This is a genomic window from Cupriavidus sp. WS (genome assembly GCF_000395345.1).
In the GTDB taxonomy this organism is placed as follows: domain Bacteria; phylum Pseudomonadota; class Gammaproteobacteria; order Burkholderiales; family Burkholderiaceae; genus Cupriavidus; species Cupriavidus basilensis_B.
This window is the reverse complement of the sequence record NZ_AQPL01000130.1, coordinates 1-26,063: the sequence shown is the minus strand read 5'-3', so window position 1 is coordinate 26,063 and position 26,063 is coordinate 1. Positions and strand designations below refer to the sequence as shown.

Annotated in this window: 26 protein-coding genes; 2 read left to right on the top strand and 24 right to left on the bottom strand. The window is 70.2% G+C overall.

From position 1 onward, the window contains the following. Positions 1-69: 69 nt before the first annotated feature. The 21 genes from aceA to K206_RS0112150 form a co-directional block, all read right to left on the bottom strand. Complete coding sequence (gene aceA / locus K206_RS0112250) at positions 70-1,362, bottom strand: isocitrate lyase (RefSeq protein ID WP_020202706.1); 1,293 nt, start codon at positions 1,360-1,362, stop codon at positions 70-72. 385 nt (positions 1,363-1,747) lie between these two features. Continuing rightward, entirely contained in the window at positions 1,748-2,719 is a 972-nt protein-coding gene (locus tag K206_RS0112245) for an alpha/beta fold hydrolase (RefSeq protein ID WP_020423760.1), read from the bottom strand. Between the two features lie 99 nt (positions 2,720-2,818). Beyond that, entirely contained in the window at positions 2,819-3,241 is a 423-nt protein-coding gene (locus K206_RS0112240) for a gamma-glutamylcyclotransferase (RefSeq protein WP_020202704.1), read from the bottom strand. 2 nt (positions 3,242-3,243) lie between these two features. Next, a complete protein-coding gene (rraA, locus tag K206_RS0112235; RefSeq protein ID WP_020202703.1) occupies positions 3,244-3,741 on the bottom strand; it encodes a ribonuclease E activity regulator RraA in 498 nt (165 codons plus the stop codon). 92 nt (positions 3,742-3,833) lie between these two features. Further along, complete coding sequence (locus K206_RS0112230; protein WP_020202702.1) at positions 3,834-4,670, bottom strand: LytTR family DNA-binding domain-containing protein; 837 nt, start codon at positions 4,668-4,670, stop codon at positions 3,834-3,836. A gap of 54 nt (positions 4,671-4,724) precedes the next feature. Beyond that, positions 4,725-5,924 (bottom strand): sensor histidine kinase, encoded by a 1,200-nt coding sequence (locus K206_RS0112225; RefSeq protein WP_020202701.1) that lies wholly within the window; start codon positions 5,922-5,924, stop codon positions 4,725-4,727. Between the two features lie 234 nt (positions 5,925-6,158). Beyond that, complete coding sequence (locus K206_RS0112220; RefSeq protein ID WP_020202700.1) at positions 6,159-6,365, bottom strand: LiaI-LiaF-like domain-containing protein; 207 nt, start codon at positions 6,363-6,365, stop codon at positions 6,159-6,161. A 251-nt stretch (positions 6,366-6,616) separates the two neighbouring features. Further along, the gene (locus tag K206_RS0112215) at positions 6,617-7,564 is read right to left on the bottom strand and encodes a CysB family HTH-type transcriptional regulator (protein WP_020202699.1); all 948 of its coding nucleotides are present in this window, start codon (positions 7,562-7,564) and stop codon (positions 6,617-6,619) included. Then, the gene (locus K206_RS0112210; RefSeq protein WP_020202698.1) at positions 7,561-8,685 is read right to left on the bottom strand and encodes a sulfate/molybdate ABC transporter ATP-binding protein; all 1,125 of its coding nucleotides are present in this window, start codon (positions 8,683-8,685) and stop codon (positions 7,561-7,563) included. Before K206_RS0112210 ends, K206_RS0112215 begins: the two co-directional genes overlap by 4 nt. Further along, a complete protein-coding gene (cysW, locus tag K206_RS0112205; protein ID WP_020202697.1) occupies positions 8,682-9,620 on the bottom strand; it encodes a sulfate ABC transporter permease subunit CysW in 939 nt (312 codons plus the stop codon). Before cysW ends, K206_RS0112210 begins: the two co-directional genes overlap by 4 nt. Before the next feature lies 1 nt (position 9,621). Beyond that, positions 9,622-10,566: a sulfate ABC transporter permease subunit CysT gene (gene cysT, locus K206_RS0112200; protein WP_020202696.1), complete on the bottom strand. Its 945-nt coding sequence runs from the start codon at positions 10,564-10,566 to the stop codon at positions 9,622-9,624. A gap of 227 nt (positions 10,567-10,793) precedes the next feature. Beyond that, positions 10,794-11,471, bottom strand: coding sequence for an alpha/beta hydrolase (locus K206_RS0112195; RefSeq protein ID WP_020202695.1), 678 nt, complete (start codon positions 11,469-11,471; stop codon positions 10,794-10,796). Next, positions 11,468-12,376 (bottom strand): EAL domain-containing protein, encoded by a 909-nt coding sequence (locus tag K206_RS0112190; protein WP_020202694.1) that lies wholly within the window; start codon positions 12,374-12,376, stop codon positions 11,468-11,470. The genes K206_RS0112195 and K206_RS0112190 overlap by 4 nt, the downstream gene beginning before the upstream one ends. Before the next feature lie 38 nt (positions 12,377-12,414). Beyond that, a complete protein-coding gene (locus K206_RS0112185) occupies positions 12,415-12,630 on the bottom strand; it encodes a molybdopterin-binding protein (protein WP_006161487.1) in 216 nt (71 codons plus the stop codon). 154 nt (positions 12,631-12,784) lie between these two features. Beyond that, entirely contained in the window at positions 12,785-13,642 is an 858-nt protein-coding gene (locus K206_RS0112180; RefSeq protein ID WP_020202693.1) for an ATP-binding cassette domain-containing protein, read from the bottom strand. A gap of 23 nt (positions 13,643-13,665) precedes the next feature. After that, positions 13,666-14,475, bottom strand: a complete 810-nt coding sequence (gene ssuC / locus K206_RS0112175) for an aliphatic sulfonate ABC transporter permease SsuC (protein WP_020202692.1) — start codon at positions 14,473-14,475, stop codon at positions 13,666-13,668. Positions 14,476-14,486: 11 nt separating this feature from the next. Next, entirely contained in the window at positions 14,487-15,650 is a 1,164-nt protein-coding gene (gene ssuD, locus K206_RS0112170) for an FMNH2-dependent alkanesulfonate monooxygenase (protein WP_020202691.1), read from the bottom strand. A gap of 89 nt (positions 15,651-15,739) precedes the next feature. Then, entirely contained in the window at positions 15,740-16,774 is a 1,035-nt protein-coding gene (locus tag K206_RS0112165) for a sulfonate ABC transporter substrate-binding protein (RefSeq protein ID WP_020202690.1), read from the bottom strand. Between the two features lie 144 nt (positions 16,775-16,918). Beyond that, a complete protein-coding gene (gene ssuE / locus K206_RS38075; RefSeq protein ID WP_020202689.1) occupies positions 16,919-17,569 on the bottom strand; it encodes an NADPH-dependent FMN reductase in 651 nt (216 codons plus the stop codon). Positions 17,570-17,641: 72 nt separating this feature from the next. Beyond that, the gene (locus tag K206_RS0112155) at positions 17,642-18,649 is read right to left on the bottom strand and encodes a sulfate ABC transporter substrate-binding protein (RefSeq protein WP_020202688.1); all 1,008 of its coding nucleotides are present in this window, start codon (positions 18,647-18,649) and stop codon (positions 17,642-17,644) included. Positions 18,650-18,903: 254 nt separating this feature from the next. After that, a complete protein-coding gene (locus K206_RS0112150; protein WP_029043537.1) occupies positions 18,904-19,860 on the bottom strand; it encodes a TIGR03571 family LLM class oxidoreductase in 957 nt (318 codons plus the stop codon). A gap of 147 nt (positions 19,861-20,007) precedes the next feature. Here K206_RS0112150 and K206_RS0112145 point away from each other — a divergent pair, with 147 nt between their 5' ends. Beyond that, positions 20,008-21,591, top strand: coding sequence for a Fic family protein (locus K206_RS0112145; protein WP_020202686.1), 1,584 nt, complete (start codon positions 20,008-20,010; stop codon positions 21,589-21,591). Between the two features lie 266 nt (positions 21,592-21,857). Here the strand turns inward: K206_RS0112145 and K206_RS0112140 are convergent, their stop codons facing one another. From K206_RS0112140 to tam, 3 genes are all read right to left on the bottom strand, one after another. After that, positions 21,858-22,757, bottom strand: coding sequence for a lysophospholipid acyltransferase family protein (locus tag K206_RS0112140; protein WP_020202685.1), 900 nt, complete (start codon positions 22,755-22,757; stop codon positions 21,858-21,860). 94 nt (positions 22,758-22,851) lie between these two features. Further along, positions 22,852-23,232 (bottom strand): DUF427 domain-containing protein, encoded by a 381-nt coding sequence (locus K206_RS0112135; RefSeq protein WP_020202684.1) that lies wholly within the window; start codon positions 23,230-23,232, stop codon positions 22,852-22,854. A gap of 115 nt (positions 23,233-23,347) precedes the next feature. After that, complete coding sequence (gene tam, locus K206_RS0112130; protein WP_020202683.1) at positions 23,348-24,118, bottom strand: trans-aconitate 2-methyltransferase; 771 nt, start codon at positions 24,116-24,118, stop codon at positions 23,348-23,350. Positions 24,119-24,511: 393 nt separating this feature from the next. Between tam and K206_RS0112125 the strand changes: the two genes are divergently transcribed. Further along, positions 24,512-26,063 (top strand): methyl-accepting chemotaxis protein (locus K206_RS0112125; protein WP_020202682.1); only part of this gene is annotated, 1,552 nt, incomplete at its 3' end.

Below are 26,063 nucleotides of genomic sequence, written 5' to 3'. Positions count from 1 at the left end.
TCAAGGTGAGCAGGTATCGTTCTGGTTATCCTGCCATGCTGCAACTCCGGGGCCGGGGCCCCGGGAAACTCAGGCCACCTTCTTGTCGAAGAACTGCTCGTCCTCGGTCGAGCCCTTGAGCGCGGTGGTCGACGACTGGCCGCCTTCGATGGTCTGGGTCACGGCGTCGAAGTAGCCGGTGCCGACTTCGCGCTGGTGCTTGACGGCGGTGAAGCCCTTCTCGGCCGCGGCGAACTCGTTTTCCTGCAGTTCGACGAAGGCGCTCATCTGGTTGCGGGCATAGCCGTAGGCCAGGTTGAACATCGAGTAGTTCAGCGAGTGGAAGCCGGCCAGCGTGATGAACTGGAACTTGTAGCCCATCGCGCCGAGTTCCTTCTGGAACTTGGAGATGGTGGCGTCGTCGAGGTTCTTCTTCCAGTTGAACGACGGCGAGCAGTTGTAGGCCAGCAGCTTGCCCGGGAACTTGGCGTGCACGGCTTCGGCAAACTTCCTGGCGAATTCCAGGTCCGGCTTGCCGGTTTCGCACCACACCAGGTCGGCCACTTCGGCATAGGCCAGCGCGCGCGAGATCGACTGCTCCAGGCCGTTGCGCACGCGGTAGAAACCTTCCACGGTGCGCTCGCCGGTGCAGAACGGCTTGTCGTTGTCGTCGACGTCCGAGGTCAGCAGGTCGGCCGCTTCGGCGTCGGTGCGGGCGATCACCAGGGTCGGCACGCCGGAGACGTCGGCGGCCAGGCGCGCGGCGGTCAGCTTGGCGACGGCTTCGCGCGTCGGCACCAGCACCTTGCCGCCCATGTGGCCGCACTTCTTGACCGAGGCGAGCTGGTCTTCGAAGTGCACGCCGGCCGCGCCCGCTTCGATCATCGACTTCATCAGCTCGAAGGCGTTCAGCACGCCGCCGAAGCCGGCTTCCGCGTCAGCCACGATCGGCGCGAAGTAGTCGGTGTCGCCCTTGCCTTCGCTCCACTGGATCTGGTCGGCGCGCTGGAAGGTGTTGTTGATGCGTTTGACCACCTGCGGCACCGAGTTGGCCGGGTACAGCGACTGGTCGGGGTACATTTCGCCAGCCAGGTTGGCGTCGCCGGCGACCTGCCAGCCCGACAGGTAGATGGCCTTGAGGCCGGCCTTGACCTGCTGCATGGCCTGGTTGCCGGTCAGCGCGCCCAGCGTGTTGACGAACGGCTCGGTGTTCAGCAGGTGCCACAGCTTCTCGGCGCCGCGGCGGGCCAGGGTGTGCTCGACCTGCACGGAGCCGCGCAGGCGCACCACGTCGGCGGCGCTGTAGTTGCGCTTCACGCCCTTCCAGCGCGGGTTGGTTTCCCATTCCTTCTGCAGCTTCTGGATTTCTTGTTCGCGGGACATTGCACTCTCCTAGTGATTGAGACGGGTATGGCGTAAGAAAACTTGCGACAGGCCTGCCGGGCACCGATGCCTGGCAGCCGACCGGGACGCCGCGGGGGTGCTTGCGGAGGCCGTTTCCTGCTGCCTCGCCACCCCCGTTTTTCGCGTCTCAGGTCATGTGTCTTATATAAGAGTGTAGGGAAACGTCCCGCGTCGCAACAGGTCGGAATGCAGTCCTTGCTAAGTTTTTTTATTCAATAAAATCAGTATCTTGCAAATGTAATTTCACGATACGGCACGACATCTCCCATCATGAGAAACGACCGTTGTGCTACGCAGCCACATTTTTTGTGGCTCAAAACGACATTCCGCATTGTGAAAAAGTGGAAGATGGCATGCGGGGCGATCACGCCGCCGCCGCACCGGCGCCCTGCCCGTCCGGCATGCGCGCGCGCTGCAGCGCCTGCGCCTCGGGAGCGCCGTCGACATGCCGGGCCAGCTCCAGGATCATGGCGGCCATGCCGGCCGGGTCGGCCAGCGGCAGCCAGTGTCGCGCCGCCACCTCGCGGCGCCACCACCGTCCCACCCAGCGCGACAGGTCCGCCGACAGCGCCGGGCTGACGTAGCGGTCGCGCAGCGGCACGATCACCTGCACCGGCGCGTGCGCATGGCGCTCGCCCGGCGCGAGCAGCCGGCGCAGCATGTTGGCGCGGTACAGCGCCAGGCCGTGGCAGCCGTCGGCCACCTGCGTGGGGCTGGGCCGCGCCGCCACGCCCTCCGACAGCTTCAGGTAGCGCGGCCACGCGCGGCCCATCCACAGCCGCCAGCTCAGCTCCGGCAGCCACGGCAGGTGGAACACATAGATGTACCAGGACGAGAGCGCCTGCCGCAGCGAGCGCGCCAGCGCCGCGCGCGAGAGCCGGCGGTTGCCGCGCATCCAGTGGCCGGCATGGTCGAGGCAGGGGCCGGAGCATGAGGTGAACGAGGCGATGCGCCCGCGCAGGCGCGGCTCGGTGGCGAACTCCCAGCACTGGATCGAGCCCCAGTCGTGCCCGACCAGATGCACCGGCGCGCCGGGCGACACCGCATCGATCACCGCGCCGAAGTCCTCCGCCAGCCGCTCCAGCCGGTAGGCGGCCACGCCCGCGGGCGCCGACGACGCGCCCGCGCCGCGCACGTCGTAGGCAACCACGTGGTAGTCATCGGCCAGCAGCGGCGCCACGCCGTGCCAGACCGCGCTGTTGTCGGGATAGCCGTGCACCAGCACGATGGCGCGGCGCGACGGGTCGCCCCAGGTCTGGACGGCGAGGCGGACATCGCCGGACCGGACGGATAGCCGGGCGGGAGCGGCCTCGGAGGGAAGCGGGGAAGAAAGCATGCGCGGACCATGACATCGGGTGATGGAATGGTTGCCGATGCTACGCCAGCCGCGCGGGCGCGGCGAGCACCGGCCATGCCGTTTGAAACGGCGGCGCGCTCAGGCCTGGCGCAGGCCGGCCTCGCGCGCGCGGCGGTACGCCACCCAGTCTCCCGACGCGATGCGCGGCAGCCCGGCCACGGCGGACTCGGCCACCGGATACAGCAGGCAGACGACCGGCCCGCCCGCGGCGGACACCGCGCGCTCCTCGCGCACGAACAGCGAGGCCTGGCCCGGGTAGACCTCCTCGATCTCGTCGAGCACCGGCACCAGCGCGGCGTCCACTTCATAGAGGTCGCCGGCCACGCCGGGCGCGGCGGCGTCCGGCACCAGCCCGGGATAGCTGCCGAAGTCGTAGAGCCGGCCCGGCACGGTGGCGCCGCCCAGCAGGCGCGGCGCCGCGATGCCGTGCCGGCGCGCGGCGGCGTTGAGGTCGTTGACCTCGCCGGCGCGCAGCGTGCCGTAGACAAAGACCACCGGCATGCTCAGCCCTCCAGCTTGCCGTCCGCCACCAGCACGCCGTCGGCGTCGGCATAGATCCAGTTGCCGGGGCGCACCACCGCGCCGGGCATCTGCACCGCCACCTCGCGCTCGCCGATGTTGCGCTTCTGGCTTTTCTGCGGATGCAGCGCCAGCGCGCGCACGCCGATGTCGCATGCGTCCAGCTCCGCGCTGTCGCGCACGCAGCCGTTGACGACGATGCCGGCCCAGCCGTTCTTCTCGGCCAGCACGCCGAGCTTGCCGCCCACCAGCGCGCAGCGCAGCGAGCCGCCGCCGTCGACCACCAGCACGCGGCCGTTGCCGGGCGACTCCACCGCCTCGCGCACCAGCGAGTTGTCCTCGAACACCTTGAGCGTGGCGGCCGGGCCGGCGAAGACCGCGCGCTTGCCGAAATGGCGGAACCCCGGCGTCAGCACGCGCAGCGTGCCGTCGGCCAGGCGGTCTTCGTTGTCATCGCACAGATCGGTGGTTGCAAAGTTCATGGGCGGCTCCTGATTCGTGAGAGTGGAAAAAGCATCGGGTATCGGGCCGCATCATAGAGGAAAACCGCCCGCGGCAGGCATGCCCCCGGGCACTACATCTGCTTGAACAGGTAGGCGTACTGGCGCGCCACCGCCAGGGTCTCGGAGCGGTTGCGCAGTTTCAGCGCGAGCCGCCCGAGCGACTGGTTCACGGCGCTGGCCACGCAGTCGATGTTGACCACGGTGCCGCGATGGATCTGCCAGAAGCGCTCGGGATCGAGCTGCTGCGAGAGTTCGCGCAGGCTGGTGCGGATCAGCGCCTCGCCGCCGGTGGAGACCACGTTGACGTACTTGTCGGTGGCTTCGAGGTAGATCACCTCGTCGACCGGGATGATGCGGATCTCCTGCCCCACCAGCGCCTTGATGAAACGCAGGTAGCCGTGCTGCGCCGGCCCCGCGGCCGGCGGCTGCCCGCCGCCGCCGGGCTCCAGCGTCTCCAGCCGCGCCAGCAGCTGCGCCAGGCGCGCGGCGTCCAGCGCCGCCCCGCCCGCGCCGGCTTCCTCGCTGGCCTGGGCATGCTCGGCCAGCCGCCCCTTGAGACGCTGCACGGTGGCTTCGAGCCGGTCCGGCTGCACCGGCTTGAGCACGTAGTCGACGGCCTCGCGCTCGAAGGCCTCTAGCGCGAACTGGTCGTAGGCGGTGACGAACACCACCAGCGGCGGCCGGTCGAACGCCATCAGCTCGCGCGCCACGTCCATGCCGCTCATGCCCGGCATGCGGATGTCGAGGAAGGCCACCTGCGGCCCGTGCTGGCGCGCCGCCTCCAGCGCGGACACGCCGTCGTGCACCACGGAGACGATGCGCGCCTCGGGCCAGAGGCCGCTCAGTTCGGCATGCAGCGCGCGCGCGAGCAGCGGCTCGTCGTCGGCGATCAACAAGGTCGGGGACATGGCAACGGTAATGGACTGTCGGAAAACGGGACGGCGCCGGCGGTGCCCGGCGCGTCAGGAATGCGAGGCCGGAGCGGCCCCGCGCACGGCGGCACGCGCCACCGGGGCCAGCCCGGCGCCGATGCCGCCGGCCGGCGCCTGCGACTGTGCTGGCGTGGGCACGGCGGCGGCCGGCGCGCGCATCACCGGCAGCGTCAGGCGCACGATCACGCCGCGCGGCGCGTTCTCCTCCATCTGCATGCCGGCCGACGCGCCGAAGATGCGCGCCAGGCGCTCGCGCACGTGGGTCAGCCCCAGGCCCGAGCCCTTGGTCACGGCGTGGCCGAAGCCCACGCCGGTGTCGGCGATCACCACCTGCACCGCGCCGGCGCCGAGCGCGCGCGCGGACAGCGCGATGCTGCCGCCATGCATGCACGGCTCGATGCCGTGGCTGACCGCGTTTTCCACCAGCGGCTGGATCAGCATCGGCGGGATCTCCACTTCCGCCAGTTCCGGCGGCAGGTCGATGCTGTAGTTCAGGCGCGTGCCGAAGCGCAGGCCCTGGATGTCGAGATAGCTGCGCAGCAGCTCGAACTCCTGGCGCAGCGTGCACTGCTCGGCGCGCGTGTGCGCCAGCGACATCCGCAGGAAGCCGATCAGCCGCTGCAGCAGGCGCCGCGCGGCCTTCTGGTCGGTGGCGATCAGGCAGTCCAGGTTGGCCAGCGAGTTGAACAGGAAATGCGGCTCGATCTGCGCCTGCAGCGCCATCAGCTGCGCGCGCACCAGCTGCTTCTCGGCCTCCTCGCGCTGCAGCGCGTCCAGCGCGGCCTGCCGCTCCAGGTGCGCCAGCTTCTCGCGCGACCAGTAGAAATAGATCATGCTGGCCGCCGCCAGCATGCCCACCACCAGGCACATGCGCAGCATGTCGCTGGCTTCCTGGAAGGACTTGGCCGGCTCGCCCAGCACGATGCGCGTGGCCCAGCTGCCCAGCAGCACCCCGAGCGGCACGGCGACCGCGGCCAGGCAGATGAACGGCCAGCGCGTGGGGCGCTCGTTCCACCAGATCAGCACGCGGGCGACGTCGATCAGCAGCCAGATCGACAGGCCGATCAGGTGGCTGTAGACGAAGTTGTGCAACAGCGAGCCGCCGGTGCGGAAGCCATAGTTCAGGCTCACGGCGATCACGGTGTTCATGCACAGCACGAACACGAGGTCGCGCCCGAGGATGGAAACGCGCGAAGGCATGGCGGCCGGACAGCGGCCCAGCGATTTCATGAGGACGGAAGCTCCATACGAGGCTCGGGTGCCGGCCAGGCCGGCGAAATCAGCAGGATCGGTGACATCGGTAAGAACAGAAGCCGCGCCGGCCTGCGCGGGTGCCGCGGGCGGGCCGGCGAAAACCTATTGTAAGGGAGGCTCATCGCCATGCGCCGCCGACGGCCGGCCTCCGTGCATGCCCGCCCACCCCGGCACGCAGGCACGCGCTGCGCAGCCATGCAGGGCGGGCGCTCACGGCCGCGGCTCCCGCCGCGCGGCGCGGCGCGGCACCAGCCGGCGCGCCAGCAGCCCGGCGCCGAGCGCGACCAGGATCAGCGGCCAGCCGTCGCGAACGGCGCGCGCGGGCAGCATGCCGGCGTTGTGCGCCAGGAACAGCGCGCCCAGCGCGATCAGGATGATGGGGAGCAGCAGCCCCCTGCCGCCACGGCCTCGTGTCATATTGCGCTCGCCTCGTTCGTCTTTCCGCGGTCGTGTCGCCGCATGGTGCGGCGCCAGAGTGATCCGCCACGTACTGCACGAACTGTACGCCTGCCGCGTGCATGGCGGAAGTGGCGTGCGACGAATGGAGGATCGGGAGCGCGAAGCGCGAGGATGCGGCGCGAGCGGCACCGCCCGATACGGCGCCGCCGCCAGTGACGGCGGCGGCGCAACAGCCCGGAGAACGTGCGCGCCGTGGCCGGCGCCGGTGCTCAGGCCTCGACCGCGGGGCCGCCGGCCGGCTCGGACAGCGCGTTGCTGACCGTGTCGCGCGACAGGTGCGGCGCGAACATGTTGATGAAGGCGTGCGCGTAGCCGCGCAGGTAGGCGCCGCGGCGCACGGCCACGCTGGTGGTGTTGGGCTCGAACAGGTGGTCGGCCGAGATCCGCACCAGGCCGGCATCCTTGCGCTCGTCGTAGGCCATCGAGGCGATGATGCCCACGCCCAGGTCCAGCTCGGCGTAGGTCTTGATCACGTCGGCGTCCATCGCGGTCAGCACGATCTCCGGCTGCAGGCCGGCGGCGGCGAACGCGCCGTCGATTTTGCGGCGGCCGGTGAAGCCGGCGTCATAGGTGATGATCGGGAAGCCGGCGATGTCTTCCAGCGTCGGCTCGGGCACATGCGTGAGCGGATGCCCGGGCGACACCACCAGCACGTGCTGCCAGCTATAGGCCTCGAACGAGGTCAGGCCGGCCTCGCTGGCCACCGCCTCGGTGGCGATGCCGATGTCCGCCTGCCCGGTCAGCAGCAGCTCCACGATATGCGCCGGCGAGGCTTCCTGCAGCGCCAGCGTCACGTGCGGATAGGCGCGGCGGAAGCTCTGCACCACCTTGGGCAGCGCGTAGCGCGCCTGGGTGTGGGTGGTCGCCACGGTCAGCCGGCCGGTGTGGCGCCCGGCGAACTCGTCGCCGGCCTGGCGCAGGTTCTCGGCCTCGAGCAGCAGCCGCTCCACGATCCGCACGATCTCGCGGCCGGGCTCGGTCAGGCCGGTCAGGCGCTTGCCGTAGCGCTCGAAGATTTCCACCCCGAGCTCTTCCTCGAGCTCGCGGATCTGGCGCGACACGCCGGGCTGCGAGGTATAGAGCGCGTTGGCGACCTCGGTCAGGTTGAACTGGCGGCGTACCGCCTCGCGGATCGAACGCAGTTGCTGGAAGTTCATTGTGCGGCTCCTGCGGGCGCGGGCTTGGCCGGCGCGCGGGTTGACGATTCGGATTGGACAAAGACGCGCAGCTGGCGCGGCCGCACCGCGAGCAGCTCGCCTTCGCGGAAGCCCTGGTGGCGGAAGCGCTCGAGCGGCAGGGCCACCTCGATCACTTCCTGGTTGTCCTCGCGCTCGAGCTCGAGCTGGGCCACCGGGCCGAGCGTGAGCGCGCGGCGCAGGGTCACGGCGATGCCCTCGGCGCCCGGCGCGTAGCGCTCCAGGTCGAGGTCGTGCGGGCGCACGTAGGCGACCGCGTCGCCGGCGGTCTCGTGGCCGCTGCCGACCACCGGCAGGATCGCCTCGCCGGTGTGCAGCAGGCCGCCGCGCTCGCCCACTTCCAGGCGGCCGTGGAACAGGTTGACGTTGCCGAGGAAGCCGAACACGAACGGCGTGGCCGGGTGGTTGTAGACCGCCTCCGGCGTGCCGGCCTGCTCCACGTGGCCGCGGTTCATCAGCACCACCTGGTCGGCCACCTCGAGCGCCTCTTCCTGGTCGTGGGTGACGAACACGCTGGTCACGTGCAGTTCGTCGTGCAGGCGGCGCAGCCAGCGGCGCAGTTCCTTGCGCACCTTGGCGTCGAGCGCGCCGAACGGCTCGTCGAGCAGCAGCACGCGCGGCTCCACCGCCAGCGCGCGGGCCAGCGCGATGCGCTGGCGCTGGCCGCCGGACAGCTGCGGCGGATAGCGGTCGGCCAGCCAGTCGAGCTGCACCAGCTCCAGCAGCGAGCGCACCTTCTCGCGGATCTGCGCCTCGGCCGGGCGCTCGCCGCGCGGCTTCACGCGCAGGCCGAAGGCCACGTTCTCGAACACCGTCATGTGCTTGAACAGCGCGTAGTGCTGGAACACGAAGCCCACCTGGCGCTGGCGCACGTGCTGGTTGGAGGCATCGCGGCCTTCCAGCAGGACCTGGCCCGCGTCGGCGCGCTCCAGCCCGGCGATGATGCGCAGCAGGGTGGTCTTGCCGCAGCCCGAGGGCCCCAGCAGCGCCGTCAGCTGGCCTTCGTCGAAATCGAGCGAGACGTCGTCGAGCGCGACGAAATTGCCGAAGCGCTTCTGCACATTCCTGACCTGGATGCTCATGATGCCTGTCCTTGCAAATTGCCCGCGCCCGGGTTCTCCGGCGCGATATTCTCGTCTTCGGCGTGCTCGCGGCGCGCCCGGTATTCCACCAGCGTCTTGATGCCGAGCGTGACCAGGGCCAGCAGCGTCAGCAGCGAGGCCACCGCGAAGGCCGCCGCGAAGTTGTATTCGTTGTAGAGGATCTCCACGTGCAGCGGCATGGTGTTGGTCAGCCCGCGGATGTGGCCCGACACCACCGACACCGCGCCGAACTCGCCCATCGCCCGCGCGTTGCACAGGATCACGCCGTACAGCAGGCCCCAGCGGATGTTGGGCAGCGTGATGCGCCGGAAGGTCTGCCAGCCGGACGCGCCCAGCACGATGGCGGCCTCTTCCTCCTCGCTGCCCTGCGCCTGCATCAGCGGGATCAGCTCGCGCGCGACGAACGGGAAGGTCACGAAGATGGTGGCCAGCACGATGCCCGGCACCGCGAACATGATCTTGATGTCGTGCGCTTCCAGCCACGGTCCGAGCCAGCCCTGCGCGCCGAACAGCAGCACGTAGACCAGCCCCGAGATCACCGGCGAGACCGAGAACGGCAGGTCGATCAGCGTGGTCAGCAGGTTCTTGCCGCGGAACTCGAACTTGGCGATGGCCCATGCCGCCGACACGCCGAACACCACGTTGAGCGGCACCGCGATGGCGGCCACCAGCAGCGTGAGCTCGATCGCGGCCACCGCGTCGGGCTCGACCAGCGAATCGAAATAGGTCTGCACGCCCTTGCGCAGCGCCTCGTAGAACACCGAGGCCAGCGGGATGAACAGGAACAGCGCGAGGAACAGGACCGCGACCGTGATCAGCGTGTAGCGCACCCACGGCGCCTCCGCGGTAGCGTCCGCGAAATGCGCGGCGGGCTGGGCGCGGCCGCCCAGGCCCTTGGTGACGATGCCGGCCATCTCAGCTCTCCTGTTCCTGCGCCGCGGCGGCGCGCCCGGCCGTGTGGTGGCGGCGCGTCCATGCCTGCAGCACGTTGATGAGCAGCAGCAGCGCGAACGAGATCACCAGCATCACCACCGCCACCGCGGTGGCGCCCGCGTAGTCGTATTGCTCCAGCTTCGAATAGATCATCAGCGGCGCGATCTCGGAGACCATCGGCATGTTGCCGGAGATGAACACCACCGAGCCGTACTCGCCGGTGGCGCGCGCGAACGACAGCGCGAAGCCGGTCAGCAGCGCCGGCAGGATGGTCGGCAGGATCACGCGCGCGAAGGTCTGCAGGCGCGTGGCGCCGAGGCTGGCGGCGGCCTCTTCCAGCTCCTGCTCCGCGTCCTCCAGCACCGGCTGCACCGTGCGCACCACGAACGGCAGCCCGATGAAGGTCAGCGCCACCACCACGCCCAGCGGGGTGAACGCCACCTTGATGCCGAGCGGCTCCAGGTAGCGGCCGATCCAGCCGTTGCCGGCATACAGCGCGGTCAGCGCGATACCGGCCACCGCGGTCGGCAGCGCGAACGGCAGGTCCACCAGCGCGTCGATCAGGCGCTTGCCCGGAAAGCGGTAGCGCACCAGCACCCACGCCACCACGAGGCCGAACACAGTATTGACGATGGCGGCGATCAGCGAGGCGCCGAAGCTCAGTTCCAGCGAGGCCACCACGCGCGGTGCCGTCACCGCGCCCCAGAACGCTTCCCAGCTCATGGTGAAGGTCTTGAGGAAGGTGGCCGACAGCGGGATCAGGACGATCAGCGTCAGGTAGAACAGCGTGAAGCCCAGCGACAGGCCGAAGCCGGGCAGCACCGTGAAATGCCGCCGGCTGGTCTTGCCGGGCAGGCGTCCGTGCGCCTGCGGGGCATCCGGCCGGGCCGGGGGCGGGTTGTCCGCCAGGGAAATCGAGGGAGGCATATCGTCTCGTGAGCGCCGTCTGTATCCGCCCGCGCCCTGCCCGTCACGCGCGCACCGGCTGCGCGCGCCTGGCAGGCGCACTGGGCGGCCGGGCTTGCAGGGGGCGGAACGGGAAACCGCTGGCGGCTTCTTTATGACGCCGGCGCATAACGCACCGGCCTACGAGACAAATTCTGCAGATACGTCCTTATAAACAGAACGAATATTTGCGTATTTTCTTAGACGTTTTAGATATAAGGGATGGTCGAGGACACTTCCACCTCAGCATCCCACGGCCCGGCGCGGTCTCCAGCCAGGCCGGCGCTGCCTTGCGCCTCGATGCGCTGGATCAGGGTATCGAGCAGGGCCAGCCCCGCCGGCCACTGGCCCAGGCCGGAATCGGCATTGATGTGACCCAGCGTGCCCGCGTCGTGCAGTTCGCTGCCCCACAACGTGCCCCAGCTGAACGCGGTGCGCTGCTGCATCCAGGGATCGTTGCGGCTGGCCACGAGGATGGTCGGGAACGGCAGCCGGTGCGCCGGCAGCAGGCCGGCCACGCCGAACTTGTCCGGATCGGCCGGCGCCACCAGCAAGGCGCCGGCGATGCCCTCGGCGTCGAGCGCGGCCTGGCGCAGCGTGGCCAGGCAGCCGAAACTGTGCGCCACCAGGATGGCCCCGCGCGACGCCACGCGCTGGGCGCGCATGATGCTCTCCGAGACGCGCTCGGCCCACAGCGGCAGGCTCGGGCGCGACCAGTCGTGCTGCTCCACGCGCTGCCAGTCGGGAAAGCGCTGCTCCCAGCGGCTCTGCCAGTGGCCCTGGCCGCTGCCGTGCAGGCCGGGCACGGTGAGGATCTGCAGGCCCTTCGGCACTTTCAGCCGCACCTCGGCCGCCGGCGCGGCAGCCATCCCCTTGCTTTGCGTCATATCGGCTCCTTGCTGTACTCCAGCGGCGCGCCGCCCGGCCCGGAGCGCGCCTCGCCGCCGGCATCGCCGGCGCCGGGCGCCTCCGTGTCCGGCCGCGTCTCGCGCAGCCGGCGTGCGCTTACCGCCTCTCCGGTAAACACGCCCTGCCCTAGCACGATGCCCGCCGCCTGCAGCCGCTCGGCATGCTCGGCGTTCTGCAGCCGGCGCCCGATCAGGGTCACGCCGGCGCTGTCGGCGCTGGCCTGCAGCCCGGCGAGCTGGCGGTCGGTCCAGTTGCGGCGCATGTCGAGCTTGAGCCAATTGGGCAACGCGTGCGCCATCAGCGCGCCGGCCTCGGCCGGGTCGGACGCCTGCAGGCTCACGGCGAAGCCGTTGCGCCGGTAGTTGCCGACCACGTGGAGCAGCAGCGGCAGGTCGTCGTTGGCGCTGGCCGGCACCTGGATCACGAAGCGGTCGAGCGGCAGGCCGAGCGACTGCAGCGCGCGCCGGAACGCCGCGCCGTGGTCGTCCGCGACCGCGGCCAGCAGCCGGTTGTGCACGTTGAGCACCAGCTTGCGGTCGCCGTCCGCGGCGAAATAGTTGATCGCGTGCACCAGCCGCGAGAGCCGGTCGAGCGACACCAGCGAGGCGTCGTCGGCCGCCATCGCGAACAGCTTCCACGCCGCCAGCCCCACGCCGTCGCCGGCATAGGTGCGCAGCGTGCCTTCGTGCGCCACCACGTCGCGGCTCGACAGGGTGATGAGCGGCTCGAAGGCGCTGGTCAGCGAACAATTGTAGAACTGGCCCTGCACCTGGCCGTGCTCGTCCCGCCATAGCTGGCGGTCGCTGCCGGGTTGCCGCGGCAGTCCGTCCAGGTAATGCGTGAGGGCTGCCAGCCCCACGCCTGCTTCATCCGCGCTTGCCATGACGAATTCCTTTTGCGCCTGCCGCCCGAGGCGGGGCCTCAGAGCTTGGCCAGCGAAACCTCGGTGGCCTTGACCAGGGCAACCACTTCGCTGCCGATGGTGAGGCCGAGATCCTTGACCGAGCGGGTGGTGATGACCGAGGTGACGATGCCGGCCGGCGTCTCGACGTCGACTTCCGAGACCACCGGGCCTTCGATGATGGCGGCGACCTTGCCGCGGAACTGGTTGCGAACGTTGATGGCTTGAATGCTCATGATAGAAGCTCCGTTGTACGAGTGAAAATGAAGAATGCGTAAAAGATGGCGCTGAGTGGCGCCCGCGGCGCGCCCGGCACGGACGCGGGATGTGCGCCGTGCCACCTGTGCCGCCTGCCGCCTCTGTTGTCCCTGCCCTGCCTCCCGCCGGGCGCTAGATCGCCCAGCGCACCGAATCCACGGTCCGCCCGGCGAGCCAGTCGGCCTGGCCGTCCTCGCGCGGTGCCGGCTCCTCGCCGGCGCGCTGCATGACCCGGCGCAGCACCGCGTCCTCGAGCTGCGCGAAGGCCGCCGAGCCGCGCTGGCGCGGCCGCGGCAGCGCCACGCGCTGGTCCAGCGCGATGCGCCCGTCCTCGATCAGCACCACGCGGTCGGCCAGCGCCACCGCTTCCGAGACATCGTGCGTGACCAGCAGCGCGGTGAAGCCCAGGCGCTGCCACAGCCCTTCGATCAGGCCCTGCATCTCGATGCGCGTGAGCGCGTCGAGCGCGCCCAGCGGCTCGTCGAGCAGCAGCAGGCGCGGATGGTGGACCAGCGCGCGCGCCAGCGCCACGCGCTGGCGCTGGCCGCCCGACAGGCGCGCCGGCCATTCGTCGGCGCGTTCGGCCAGACCGACCTGCGCCAGCACGCGGGCCGCGTCGGCGCGGCGCGCGCGCGGCAAACCCAGCGCCACGTTGTCCAGCACCTTCTTCCAGGGCAGCAGGCGCGCGTCCTGGAACATCACCCGCACCGCCTCGCGCTGCGCGCGGCCCGGCGCGTCGTCGAGCGCCACGGTGCCGCCGTCGCTGTCTTCCAGGCCCGCCACCAGCCGCAGCAAGGTGCTCTTGCCGCAGCCGCTGCGGCCCACGATGGCGAGGAACTCGCCGGGCGCGGCCTGCAGGTCGATGCCGTGCAGCACCTCGCGCCCGCCGTACTGCTTGACCACCTGCTGCACGCGCAGCGCCAGGCCGGGGACGGCCTCGCTGGCGGGAACCTCGGCCAGTGCCGCGTGTTCGATCGGATTGCTCTGCATGTCGTGTTCTCCTTGGCGCGCGCTCAATGCGCCTGGTAGCCGGGATGCCAGCGCAGCCAGAACCGCTCCAGCCCGCGCGACAGCAGGTCGGCCAGCTTGCCCAGCAGCGCGTAGAGCAGGATGCCCACCAGCACCACGTCGGTCTGCAGGAACTCGCGCGCGTTCATGGTCATGTAGCCGATGCCCGATTGCGCCGAGATGGTTTCCGCCACGATCAGGATCACCCACATCAGGCCGAGCGAGAAACGCACGCCCACCAGGATGCTGGGCAAGGCGCCCGGCAGAATCACCTCGCGGTACAGCCGCCAGCCGGACAGGCCGTAGCTGCGCGCCATCTCGATCAGGCCCGGGTCCACCGCGCGGATGCCGTGGTAGGTGTTGAGGTAGATCGGGAAAAACACGCCCAGCGAGACCAGGAACAGCTTGGCGGTCTCGTCGATGCCGAACCACAGGATCACCAGCGGGATCAGCGCCAGCGTGGGAATGTTGCGGATCATCTGCAGCGTGCTGTCGAGCAGCGTCGCGGCCGGGCGGAAGGTGCCGGTCAGCAGCCCCAGCACGAGCCCGAAGCCGCCGCCGATGGCGAAGCCGGCCGCCGCGCGCCAGCTGCTGACCCATACGTGGCGCCACAGTTCGCCGGTCACGGCCAGGCCCCACGCGGCTTTCACCACGTCGAGCGGCGCCGGCAGGATGCGGCTGGACAGCCAGCCGGCCTGCGCGGCCAGTTGCCAGCCCAGCACCAGCAGCACCGGGACCGCCCACGGCGCGGCGGCGGCCGCGGCCTGATGCAGCCACGCGATGCGGCGCGGCGGGAGTGTCGAGGGGGCGCTCATGGCGTGTCTCCTCAGCTCTGCGACGCGCGCGGCACGATGCCGGTCGCCATCACTTCGCCGAACGGGCCGGACAGCACCTTGCCCGGCAGCTTGTCCTGCACCGAGCGCGGCAGCAGCGGGAACACCAGCTCGGCGAAGCGGTAGGCTTCCTCGAGGTGCGGGTAGCCGGACAGCACGAAGGTGTCGATGCCCAGCTCGGCGTATTCCTGCATGCGCGCGGCCACGGTCCGCGCGTCGCCCACCAGCGCGGTGCCGGCGCCGCCGCGCACCAGGCCGACGCCGGCCCACAGGTTGGGGCTGATCTCCAGCTCCGCGCGCGAGCGCTTGCCGCCGCCGGCGTGCAGCGCGGCCATGCGGCGCTGGCCCTCGGAATCCATCTTGGCGAACACCGCCTGCGCGCGCGCCACGGTCTCGTCGTCGAGGTGGCTGATCAGCTGGTCGGCCGCGGCCCAGGCCTCGGCGTCGGTCTCGCGCACGATCACGTGCAGGCGGATGCCGAAGCGCACGGTGCGCCCGTGGCGCGCGGCGCGCGCGCGCACGTCGGCCAGCTTCTTCGCCACGTCCTGCGGCGGCTCGCCCCAGGTCAGGTAGGTTTCGACCTGCTCGGCGGCCAGCTCGTGCGCGGCTTCCGACGAGCCGCCGAAATACACCGGCGGATGCGGCCGCTGCAGCGGCGGGTACAGGACCTTGGCGCCCTTGACCTTGAGATGCTTGCCGTCGAAGTCCACCGCGGCGCCTTCGTGGCTGGCGGCCAGCACGTCGCGCCACACGCGGATGAACTCGGCCGAGGCTTCATAGCGCTCGGCATGGTCGAGGAACAGGCCATCGCCTTCGAGCTCCGACACGTCGCCGCCGGTCACGAGGTTGACCAGCAGCCGCCCGCCGGACAGGCGGTCGAACGTGGCCGCCATGCGCGCGGCCAGCGTGGGCGCCATCAGGCCCGGGCGCACCGCCACCAGGAAGCGCAGCCGGCGCGTGACCGCGGCCAGCATCGAGGCGGCCACCCACGGATCTTCGCAGGAGCGGCCGGTGGGAATCAGCACGCCTTCGTAGCCGAGGTTGTCGGCGGCGGTGGCGATCTGCTTCAGGTAATCGAAATTGACTTCGCGCGCCCCATCCGAGGTGCCGAGATAGCGGCTGTCGCCGTGCGTGGGGATGAACCAGAAAACCTGCATGTCTTCACCTGTTGAGCTTGTCGGGGGCTATGGGATCAGGGCCGTTCTGGGCGACAGCCTCGTGGAATCGTGCGCGGCCGGCGCGCCGCTCAGCGCTGCGCCTGCCAGGCGGCGTCGGCCACCTTGACCGGCTTGGGAATCAGCTTGAGCGTGTAGAACACGTCGGCGATGCGCTGCTGCTCGCCCAGCACGGCCGGCGTCACGGCCTTGGCGCCGTAGGAAAAGCGCGACACCGCCAGCGTCACCACGGCCGGGTCGAGGCCCAGTTGCGGGACCAGCACGGTCACGGCTTCCTTGGGGTTCTTCTCGGCCCAGGTGCCCAGCGTGGCGAGCTCCTCCAGGATCAGGTTGACCACGTCGGGCCGGGCCTGCACGTAAGGGCGCGAGGCCAGGTAGAACTGGTGGTTGCTGACCACGTTCTTGCCGTCGGCGCCGCGGCCGTCGGCCAGCACGCGCGCGTCGAGCTGCTTCTCGGCGGCGGCCAGGAACGGGTCCCAGATCGCCCAGGCGTCCACCGCGCCGCGCTCGAAGGCCGCACGCGCGTCGGCCGGGGCCAGATAGACCGGCTGGATCTCGCTGTAGGGCACGCCGGCCTTTTCCAGCAGGCGCACCAGCAGGTAATGCACGTTCGAGCCCTTGTTCAGCGCCACGCGCTTGCCGCGCAGGTCCGCCACCGACTTGAGCGCCGAACCCTTGGGCACCACGATGGCCTCGGCCGCCGGCGCGGGCGGCTCGTTGCCGATGTAGGCCAGTTGCGCGCCGGCGGCCTGCGCGAAGATCGGCGGGGCTTCGCCCACGGTGCCGAAATCGATGGCGCCCACGTTCAGGCCTTCGAGCAGTTGCGGGCCGGCCGGGAACTCCGTCCACCTGACCGCGATGCCCAGCGGCGCGAGGCGCTTTTCCAGCGTGCCGCGCGCCTTGAGCAGCGTCAGCGTGCCGTACTTCTGGTAGCCGATGCGCAGCACCTTGTTGCTGGTGTCCTGCGCCTGCGCGCGGCCGGGCAGCAGCGCATAGGCCAGGCCGGTGGCGGCCACCAGCGCGGCCAGCAGCAGGCGGCGCTTGAGGCTGGCGCCGGCGGCGGGCGCGCTGTGGTGGCCGGCGGGCGTGGAGATGGGCGAAGTCATGTGGAATGGTCCTGTACGAAGATGATCCTGTGCGAAGCGAAGCAAGGCGATGCGGCGCGCGCATGCCCGCCTGCCGGCCCGCAGGCGGCATGGCAATCAAGGCGCGAGGCAAGCGGGCGGGCGGCAGGCGCCGCCCGCGTCAACTCAGGCGGAACATCGCCCGGCCGCGGCCGGGCGCGCCGCCGCGCGCGAGAATGCGGCGGGCGCGGTGGACGTATCCGCGCCGGCGGCCGTGCCGGGCAGCAGGTCCAGCGGCACCGCGATGCGGGCATGGGCCAGCGCCTCGCGCAGGCGCAGCACGCCTTCGGCCAGGCGCGCATCCAGCGCGGGATCGAGGCTCAGGCCTTGCGTCTCGGAATAGGCAATCTGCTGGTCCACGGCGAAGATGCCGGGCAGGATGTGGCGCGCGCCGAGCGCGGACAGCACCGGGCGCAAGGCGTAGTCGATGGCCAGCGTGTGGGCCAGGCTGCCGCCGGTGGCGATCGGCAGCACCACCTTGTCGCGCAGGCCGGTCTGGGGCAGCAGGTCGAGGAAGGTCTTGAGCAGGCCGCTGTAGGCCGCCTTGTAGACCGGCGTGGCCAGGATCACCACCTGGGCCTCGGCCACCGCGCGGGTGGCGGCGGCGATCTCGGGGTCGTCCACCCTGGCCGCCAGCAGCGCGGCGGGCGGCAGTTCCCGCAGCGCCAGGTGGCTGGTACGCTCGCCGGCGGCTTCGAGCACGCCGCGCAGATGCGTCAGCAGGTGTCCGGAGCGCGACGGTGCGGAGGGGCTGCCGGACAGGGTCAGGATGGACATCGGGCTTTCCTTGTTGGCTGGTTGGCGCAGCGGGCGCGGCGGGTTCGGTGGGCGCCGCGCTCACGCCGCCGCTTATTTCTTGCCGGGCTGGTAGATCTGGTCGAACGAGCCGCCGTCGGCGAAGTGCGCCTTCTGCGCCTTCTGCCAGCCGCCGAACTCTTCGTCGATGGTGAACAGCTTGACCTTCGGGAAGTTGGCCGCGTACTTGGCGGCGATCTTCTCGGAGATCGGGCGGTAGTAGTTCTTGGCCGCGATTTCCTGGCCTTCGTCGGTGTACAGGAACTGCAGGTAGGCCTCGGCCACCTTGCGCGTGCCCTTCTTGTCCACCACCTTGTCGACCACCGCCACCGGCGGCTCGGCCAGGATCGAGATGGACGGCGCGACGATGTCGAACTTGTCCGGACCCAGTTCCTTGATGGCCAGGATCGCTTCGTTTTCCCACGCGATCAGCACGTCGCCGAGGCCGCGCTCGACGAAGGTGGTGGTCGCGCCGCGCGCGCCGGAGTCGAGCACCGGCACGTTCTTCAGCAGCGCGCCGACGAACTCCTTGGCCTTCTGCTCATTGCCGCCCGGCTGGCGCAGCGCGTAGCCCCACGCGGCCAGGTAGTTCCAGCGCGCGCCGCCCGAGGTCTTCGGGTTGGGGGTGATCACCTGCACGCCCGGCTTGATCAGGTCGTTCCAGTCCTTGATGCCCTTGGGATTGCCCTTGCGCACCAGGAACACGATGGTCGAGGTATAGGGCGAGGCATTGTGCGGCAGGCGCTTTTGCCAGTCGGCCTTGAGCAGGCCCTTCTCGGCGATGGCATCGATGTCGTAGCCCAGCGCCAGCGTGACCACGTCCGCATCCAGCCCGTCGATCACCGAGCGCGCCTGCTTGCCCGAGCCACCGTGCGACTGGCGGATGGTCACGGCGTCGCCGCCCTTGGCCTTCCAGGCCTTGGCGAAAGCGGCGTTGACATCCACGTACAGCTCGCGCGTGGGGTCGTACGAAACATTGAGCAGCGTGGTGTTGGCCCAGGCGACCTGGGTGGAACCGATCACGGCCAGTGCCGCGAATCCGATGGCCAGCTTGCGAATCATGTGTCTTGCTCCCGTCATCTGTCGTGAAATGGCGCCTTTGCGCCGCGTTTCATGGCCTTCCTTCGTGGGAAGGCTTGTGTCAGGGAAGAAGACTACCGACCGGCCTATCTGAAAGGAACGAATGGTTTCGCCGATCCTTGCACGTTTTCCGCATAAGATTTCGCGGAAATATGGACATGCCCGGCGCGTCATACGGGGTGCCCGCCGATGGCGCCCATGACGCCTCGCGACCACCCCTGCAGCCCCGTTCGCCCTCAGCCGGCGTGGAATGCCGGCAGGACCTCCGCCGCGATTTCCTCCATCACCTCGCGCGGCGCGCGCTGCGACGAACCCAGGTTGAGCGTGACGTGGTGCGTGCCGCTGTCGCGCATCCCGGCGAGCACGGCGGCCAGCCCGCGCCGACCGGTGCGGTAGCCGAGCGGGATGGCCGTGGGCGGCGCGCCGGGATCGTCGGCGAGGTCGAGCTGCATGGCCACGCCGAACGCGCGGAACTGCCCCGGCGCGGCGCGCTCGACCGCCGCGCGCCACATGCGGTAGCGCTCGCGCTGCACCGCCGGCTCGCGGTGGTATGTCATCCAGCCGATGGCATGGCGCGCGATCCAGTCGACGCTCTGCCCGCCGGAGCCGACCGCGAGCAGCGGAATCGGCTGCGCGAGTTCCGGCAGCAGGAAGAAGGCTTCGGCACCGCCCGCCTCGCCTTCGGCAACGAGGTCCGGCACCACGCGGGAGGGCCTGGCCACCGCCGCCGCGACGGTCTGCCAGTGGCGCAGATACAGATCGCGCCGCGCCGCCGTGTCCTGCCCGAAGGCGGCATATTCGGCCGGCCGGTCCCCGGAACCCAGGCCGAGGATGAATCGGCCCTGCGACAGCGCCGCCACCGATACCGCCGCCTTGGCCACATGCAGCGGGTGGCGCAGCGTGAGCACGATGGCGCCGCTGACCAGCGCGATGCGCCCGGTCCGCGCGGCCAGCGCGCCGAGGAAGACCCAGGGATCGAGATGCCCGACCGGATCGGGATAGGCGGCGCTGTTCAGCGGCACGTCGCGCACCCACAGCGCGCGAAAGCCGAGCGCGTCCGCGTGCGCGGCCAGGCTCAACTGCTCCCCGAAATCCGCGACGATGCGGCCCGCGCCCAGCAGCGGCAGCGTCAGGCCGACCGAGAGCCGGTCCGGCGCGAACGGCGCGGGCGCCACATTTCCACTCGATGTCATGCGTGCCCTCCCCGCAGAAAATCAAATTTGCGCAAACCCGAGGATTTATAATCCATTTTGCTCACCCGAAATCGGCGGACACCCCAAAGACCCGCCGATGATCGTTTTTGCGCCGAGGCCGACGCGTCAACCTACCGGAACCTGCACATGCCTGACCTGCCTGATGACCCGGCCGGTGCCGCCTGGCTGGCCACGCACTACAGTGTCATGCCCTTGGCACGGCTGCCCGTGCTCAGCCGGATCGGCGGACGGCGCGCCAGCGAAGCCAACGACGGCTACCGGCTGGAGACCTACCCCGAAACCATGCGCCCGGCGGACGAAGCCGCGGCGCACCTGCAGTTTCACCTGCGGCACGAAGTGCCACAACTGGAATTCCTCGCGCGCTTGTTCACCCGCTCGGGTCCCGGCTTCGTCCAGGACTGGGTGATGGCCGAGCCCACCGGGCAATATGCCCGCCGCGCGGCCTTCTTGTACGAGTGGCTGACCGGCGACCATCTGCAGGTGCCCGAGCGGTTGGCCGGCAATTATGTCGACGTGCTCGACGATGCCAAGCTGGTCGCCGCGTCGGCCGGCCAGATCGTGAAGACCCAGCGTTGGCGCATCAACGACAACCTGCCCGGGACGCGCCACTTCTGCCCGACGCTGGTGAAGACCGAGGCCTTCCAGCAGGCCGCGGCACTGGACGTGCGCCGGCTGTTCGACGATCTGGCCAACGAGTTCGGCGAAGACCTGCTCATGCGTGCCGCCGCCTGGATGACCTTGAGAGAAAGCAAGGCCAGCTTTGCCATCGAGGGAGAGGCCGATCGCACGACCCGCATCCAGCGCTTCGCCGACGTGATGGCGCGGCGCACCGCTCAGGGCGAGCAGCCCCTGGCGGACGCCGCCGTAGCCGAACTGCAGCGCGACATTCTCGGCAACACGACCACGCTGACGCATTTCGGCCTGCGGCAGTCGCCGGTGTTCGTGGGGGAAACGGTCCGCTTCAATGAAGTCGTGCATTACGTCGCCCCGGTCCAGGAAGATGTGCCCGCCATGCTGGAGGGACTGCGGATCTTCCTGGCGCGCACGCGCGGCCAGTCGCCGGTGATGCGTAGCGCCGTTGCCGCCTTCGGCTTTGTCTATATACACCCGCTGGCCGATGGAAATGGCCGGGTTCACCGCTTCCTGATCAACGACGTGCTGCGGCGGGACAACGTCATTCCCGAACCGGTCATTCTGCCCGTATCCGCGGCGATTCTGGACGATGCGGCAGGCCGCCGCGACTACGACAGGGTGCTGGACCAGGTGTCCGGACCGCTCATGCAGGGCGTGCGCGACTACGTATCGTTCGCATCCACGCAGACCACGTATCCGGACGGCGTCGTATCGAACTTCGCCTTCACGGGCGCCGACCCGGCCAGGCCCCTGTGGCGCTATCCCGATCTCGGCCCCCATGTGTTGTACTTGTCCGACCTCATCGCACGCACACTCACCGAGCAGATGCGCGAAGAATCGCGCTACCTGCGCAGTCACGCGCAGGCCCGCCGCGCGCTCAAGGAAATCGTCGAAATGCCGGACCACCAGGCCGACCGCGTGTTGCGCTCGATCGAGCAGAACCAGGGCCAGCTCAGCAACGCGCTCGCTAAGGAAATTCCCGTGCTTCGGCAACCCGGCATATGGCCGGCGATCGTCGAAGCCGTCGCCGCGGCGTTTCGCGACGGCGCGCAGGCCGCGCAAGCGCGCCACACCTGACTAGACCGCACAAGATGGACCGCCAAAGAAAAAAGCCCGCCCCACTTGCGTGGCGCGGGCTAAGTTTCCGTACTTGGAAACGGGTAGACAAGTCATGAAGAGCGCCCCCGCATCTCCATGACGGAAACCATCTTAGCGGGACGGCTCGCGGCGGCCATTGACCCACGTCAAACGCATGTCGGGAGCGGAAATTTCCGTCGGCGCGGCGGTTGTGCCGCCTGCGGCGCTTGCCGTGGCTCTCCCGGCTCCCCCGGCGCCTACAGTGCCTACAGCGCCTCCGGCACGCCCGGCTCCGCCTCGGCTGGCGCGGGCGGTGCGCCCGGCGGCACCTTGTAGCGGTTGTAGCTCCACAGGTATTGCTGCGGAAAGCGCCGGATCAGCCGTTCCATCTCGGCGTTGAGCAGCGCCGCCTGCGCCGGCGCCGCGGCCGGCAGCTCGGGCAGGCGCACGTAGTGCATGCGCCAGCCGCGCCCTTGCGGCAGCCGCTCGCCCGCGGCCAGGATGATCGGCACGCCGGTCTGCATGGCGAGCTTGCCCGGCAGCGTCATGGTGTAGGCCAGGCGGCCGAAGAACGGCACCCACACGCCATCGCCGAAGCTCGGCGCCTGGTCCGGCAGCAGCCCGACCGCGTTGCCCTGGCGCAGCGCCCGCACGAAGGCGCGCACGCCCTGCGAGGTGGCCGGCACCACCTGCAGGCCCGACATGCCGCGCGCGGCGTCCAGCAACGGCGCCATGATGTCCTTGCGCGGCGGGCGGAACATCACGGTCAGCGGCAGGCGCTGGGCGGTGTAGCGCGCGGTGATCTCGAAGCAGCCCAGGTGCGGCGTCAGGAACAGGATGCCGCGGCCGTCGTCGACGGCGTCCTGCACCACCTGCCAGTCGTCGGTGACCACCTGGCCCACGCTCTGCTGGGTGCGGAACCAGACCCGCGGCAGTTCCATGATCATGGCGCCGGCTTCGCCGGCGGCGTGGCGCGCGAAGGCGGGGTCCGCATAGCCGGCGATGGCGGCGTTGGCGCGCAGGCGCTCGCGGTAGCGGCCCGGCGCCGCGTAGGCCAGCTTGCCGAGCAGGCGCCCGGTGGCCTGCAGCAGTGGCAGCGGCAGCCTGGCAAGCAGCCGGAACAAGATGGGCAGCGCACCTGCCCCGTGCCGAAAATGGTCATCCATGTTGTCATCAGTTCGTCGGTGCGTGGCTGTCGCCACGCGCATTCATGCATTCAAGCACTTGCAGCGGGTCCTGCGCAGATTGATCGGCCGGCGCTCAGCCGGCGGTGACTTCGATGCTGTCGACCCTGGCCGGGTCGAACGCGAGATAGCCGGCGATCTGCGCCACGGCCGCGTAGGGATGCTCGTAGGTCCACACCGCGCGGGCGGCGCGCGCGCCGCCCGCGGGAATACTGTAGTAGGCGCAATCGCCCTTGTACGGGCAATAGGTGGCATGGTCGGTGCGCTCCAGGCGCGCCATGTCCACGTCCGCGCGCGGCACGTACTGCACCGCCGGGTAGGACGCCTCGCACAGCGTCAGCGCCGCGCGGGTATCGGCCACCACCGCGCCGCCGGCCCTGACGACGACGCGCCCGGGATTGGCGGCGATCGTGATCGGGTGATCGGGGCCGGGAATCTTGACTGTTTTCGTGTTCATGGGGAAGGTCTCCGGGTGCGGGCTGGCGCCATGTCCGCAATGTTACTTCGATGCCGGCGCCAGCGCAGCCCGGCGCCCCGGTTCGGCACCCTTTCCCGCGCCGGCCCGGCCCGCCTCAGCGCGTCGCCACGATGAAGAAGCGCGGGAACGGCAGCAGCACGGAGCCGTCGGCCAGGAGCGGGTAGGCGCGCGCCACTTCCGCCGTGTAGCGCTCGAGATAGGCGCCGCGCTGGGCTTCGTCGAGCGGATCGAGGAACGGACGCAGGCCGGTGCCCTTGAACCACTCCACAATGGCCGCCGGGCCGCCCGCCAGCGCATGGTAGTAGGTGGTCTGCCAGACGTCGACGGTGCCGCAGTGCGCGCGCAGCAGCGCGTAATACCAGTCCGGGCGGGCCAGCGTGGTGCGCGCCTGCGCGGCGGCGGCGAGCCGGGCCGCCCACGGGCCGTCGGCGGCGACGTCGCGCATCAGGCGGTGCGCGGGCGTGTCGAGCGTGTCCGGCACCTGGATGGCGAGGCTGCCGCCGGGCGCCAGCTTGGCGGCCAGCGCCGGCAGCAGGCGCTCGTGGTCGGGCAGCCATTGCAGCACCGCGTTGGCGAGGATGAGGTCGTAGGGGCCGGGGGCCTGCCAGTGCTCGATGCTGGCCACTTCGAACTGCAGCGCGGGCAGGCGCTTGCGCGCGGCGGCGATCATGTCGGCCGAGCTGTCGAGGCCGGTGACGCTGGCGCCCGGGAAGCTGGCCGCCAGCACCTCGGTCGAATTGCCGGGGCCGCAGCCGATGTCCACGGCAAGGCGCGGCGCGCGCCCCGGCACGGCGGCCAGCAGGTCGCGCACCGGGCGGGTGCGTTCGTTCTCGAATTTCACATACTGCTGGGCTGACCACGTCATTTGTGCTCCTTCGCTGTTCGTGCCTGACAAGCCGTGAGCATAGGCCCGAACGACCGCGCCTGGCGAGGCGCCGGACGCACCCGCCCGGGCCGGATTATTGTCCCGGGCGGCGGAATCATTGTCCGGCCTGACGGACAACGGCAACGACGCATGCCCGCGCCGCTCCCGCGCGGGAGCCGCCGCGCGCGCCCCAATCCCTTGATTCTGCTGGGTTCCAACGCCTGCGCCGCCAGCCGCCGCCTCAGGAATACGCACAGCGCGCGGACCCGCTTCGCGAGCGCCGGCGCGCGCGGGCGCGTGCCGCCGCTGCGCGCACGCGGCGGCACAGCTTCAGCCGGCATTGCCCCTGCCGTAAATACGTATTGAGATTTTCCTCAATACATGGATCAAGCAATGCTATCGAAGCTCACCATCAAGGCCCGGCTCGCCATCGCGATGTTCGTGCTTTCCCTCCTCCTGGTCGTGGTCGGGGCGCTCGGCCTGCTCGGCATGACGCGCAGCAACGAGGCCAACCACGCGACCTACGCCAACCAGCTGCCGAGCGCCATCGCCATCGCCGAGGCCGATAGCTGGCTGGGCCGCGTGCGGACCTCGCTGTTCAGCGCCGCCCTGGACCCGGCCTCGCCCCACGCCGCCGAGCTGCTGGCGCGCAACGTGAAATTCCTCAGCAACGCCGATGCCGCGTGGCAGCGCTACCTGGCGCTGCCGCGCGACGCGGAGGAAGACCGCCTGGCCCAGGAAGTGAGCGCGAAGCGCAAGGCGCTGTACGGCGCGCTCGATACCTTCACCGACGCGATCAGGTCGGGGGACCATGAGAAGATCATCGCCACCGGCGTCGCGCACACGCCGTTCTACGCCGCGCTGCAGTCCAGCGCCGAGGCGCTCAGCAAGCTGCAGACCGAGCGCGCCCGCACCAGCTACGAGGATGCCGAGGCTTCCTTCTCGCGCTTCCGCACCATCACCGTGGTCGCGCTGCTCGGCGGCCTCGCGCTTGCCGTCTACAGCTGGCTGGCGCTGCGCCGCGCCATCGCGCGGCCGCTCGAGGCCGCGCTGGAGCACTTCGAGTACATCACCGCCGGCGACCTGAGCCGCACCGTCCACGTGCACTCCCAGGACGAAATGGGCCTGTTGCTGGCGGGCATCGCGCGCATGCAGGACGGGCTGGCGCAGACCGTGCTGGCCGTGCGCACCGGCAGCGAGACCATCGCCGCGGCCACCAAGCAGATCGCCGCCGGCAACGTCGACCTGTCGTCGCGCACGGAGCAGCAGGCCGCCTCGCTGGAGCAGACCGCCGCCAGCATGGAAGAACTCACCGGCACCGTGAAGCAGAACGCCGACAATGCGCGCCAGGCCGCCTCGCTGGCCGCCACCGCGTCGGGAACCGCCAACCACGGCGGCGAGGTGATCCGCAACGTGGTCTCGACCATGAGCGAGATCAACGAAAGCTCGGCGCGCATCGCCGACATCATCAGCATCATCGAAGGCATTGCCTTCCAGACCAACATCCTGGCGCTCAACGCCGCCGTGGAAGCGGCGCGCGCCGGCGAGCAGGGCCGCGGCTTCGCGGTGGTGGCCGGCGAAGTGCGCACGCTGGCGCAGCGCTCGTCGAGCGCGGCCAAGGAGATCAAGGACCTGATCGACAAGTCCTCGGCGCGCGTCACCACCGGCACCACGCTGGTCGACCAGGCCGGCGCCACCATGACCGAGATCATCCGCGACATCCAGCGCGTGTCCGACATCATGGGCGAGATCTCGGCCGCCTCGGTCGAACAGACCAGCGGCATCGACCAGGTCGCGCGGGCGGTGAGCCAGATGGACGAAGTCACCCAGCAGAACGCCTCGCTGGTCGAGGAAGCGGCCGCGGCCGCGCAGTCGCTCGAGGAACAGGCCGGCAAGCTCAAGGACACGGTGGCCGTGTTCCGGCTCGGCGCCCAGGCCGCCGCCG

Bases quoted from the DNA above. Each gene is read 5' to 3' on its own strand.
- aceA (WP_020202706.1), bottom strand. From the start codon at position 1,362: ATGTCCCGCGAACAAGAAATCCAGAAGCTGCAGAAGGAATGGGAAACC.
- K206_RS0112245 (WP_020423760.1), bottom strand. From the start codon at position 2,719: ATGCTTTCTTCCCCGCTTCCCTCCGAGGCCGCTCCCGCCCGGCTATCC.
- K206_RS0112240 (WP_020202704.1), bottom strand. From the start codon at position 3,241: ATGCCGGTGGTCTTTGTCTACGGCACGCTGCGCGCCGGCGAGGTCAAC.
- rraA (WP_020202703.1), bottom strand. From the start codon at position 3,741: ATGAACTTTGCAACCACCGATCTGTGCGATGACAACGAAGACCGCCTG.
- K206_RS0112230 (WP_020202702.1), bottom strand. From the start codon at position 4,670: ATGTCCCCGACCTTGTTGATCGCCGACGACGAGCCGCTGCTCGCGCGC.
- K206_RS0112225 (WP_020202701.1), bottom strand. From the start codon at position 5,924: ATGAAATCGCTGGGCCGCTGTCCGGCCGCCATGCCTTCGCGCGTTTCC.
- K206_RS0112220 (WP_020202700.1), bottom strand. From the start codon at position 6,365: ATGACACGAGGCCGTGGCGGCAGGGGGCTGCTGCTCCCCATCATCCTG.
- K206_RS0112215 (WP_020202699.1), bottom strand. From the start codon at position 7,564: ATGAACTTCCAGCAACTGCGTTCGATCCGCGAGGCGGTACGCCGCCAG.
- K206_RS0112210 (WP_020202698.1), bottom strand. From the start codon at position 8,685: ATGAGCATCCAGGTCAGGAATGTGCAGAAGCGCTTCGGCAATTTCGTC.
- cysW (WP_020202697.1), bottom strand. From the start codon at position 9,620: ATGGCCGGCATCGTCACCAAGGGCCTGGGCGGCCGCGCCCAGCCCGCC.
- cysT (WP_020202696.1), bottom strand. From the start codon at position 10,566: ATGCCTCCCTCGATTTCCCTGGCGGACAACCCGCCCCCGGCCCGGCCG.
- K206_RS0112195 (WP_020202695.1), bottom strand. From the start codon at position 11,471: ATGACGCAAAGCAAGGGGATGGCTGCCGCGCCGGCGGCCGAGGTGCGG.
- K206_RS0112190 (WP_020202694.1), bottom strand. From the start codon at position 12,376: ATGGCAAGCGCGGATGAAGCAGGCGTGGGGCTGGCAGCCCTCACGCAT.
- K206_RS0112185 (WP_006161487.1), bottom strand. From the start codon at position 12,630: ATGAGCATTCAAGCCATCAACGTTCGCAACCAGTTCCGCGGCAAGGTC.
- K206_RS0112180 (WP_020202693.1), bottom strand. From the start codon at position 13,642: ATGCAGAGCAATCCGATCGAACACGCGGCACTGGCCGAGGTTCCCGCC.
- ssuC (WP_020202692.1), bottom strand. From the start codon at position 14,475: ATGAGCGCCCCCTCGACACTCCCGCCGCGCCGCATCGCGTGGCTGCAT.
- ssuD (WP_020202691.1), bottom strand. From the start codon at position 15,650: ATGCAGGTTTTCTGGTTCATCCCCACGCACGGCGACAGCCGCTATCTC.
- K206_RS0112165 (WP_020202690.1), bottom strand. From the start codon at position 16,774: ATGACTTCGCCCATCTCCACGCCCGCCGGCCACCACAGCGCGCCCGCC.
- ssuE (WP_020202689.1), bottom strand. From the start codon at position 17,569: ATGTCCATCCTGACCCTGTCCGGCAGCCCCTCCGCACCGTCGCGCTCC.
- K206_RS0112155 (WP_020202688.1), bottom strand. From the start codon at position 18,649: ATGATTCGCAAGCTGGCCATCGGATTCGCGGCACTGGCCGTGATCGGT.
- K206_RS0112150 (WP_029043537.1), bottom strand. From the start codon at position 19,860: ATGACATCGAGTGGAAATGTGGCGCCCGCGCCGTTCGCGCCGGACCGG.
- K206_RS0112145 (WP_020202686.1), top strand. From the start codon at position 20,008: ATGCCTGACCTGCCTGATGACCCGGCCGGTGCCGCCTGGCTGGCCACG.
- K206_RS0112140 (WP_020202685.1), bottom strand. From the start codon at position 22,757: ATGGATGACCATTTTCGGCACGGGGCAGGTGCGCTGCCCATCTTGTTC.
- K206_RS0112135 (WP_020202684.1), bottom strand. From the start codon at position 23,232: ATGAACACGAAAACAGTCAAGATTCCCGGCCCCGATCACCCGATCACG.
- tam (WP_020202683.1), bottom strand. From the start codon at position 24,118: ATGACGTGGTCAGCCCAGCAGTATGTGAAATTCGAGAACGAACGCACC.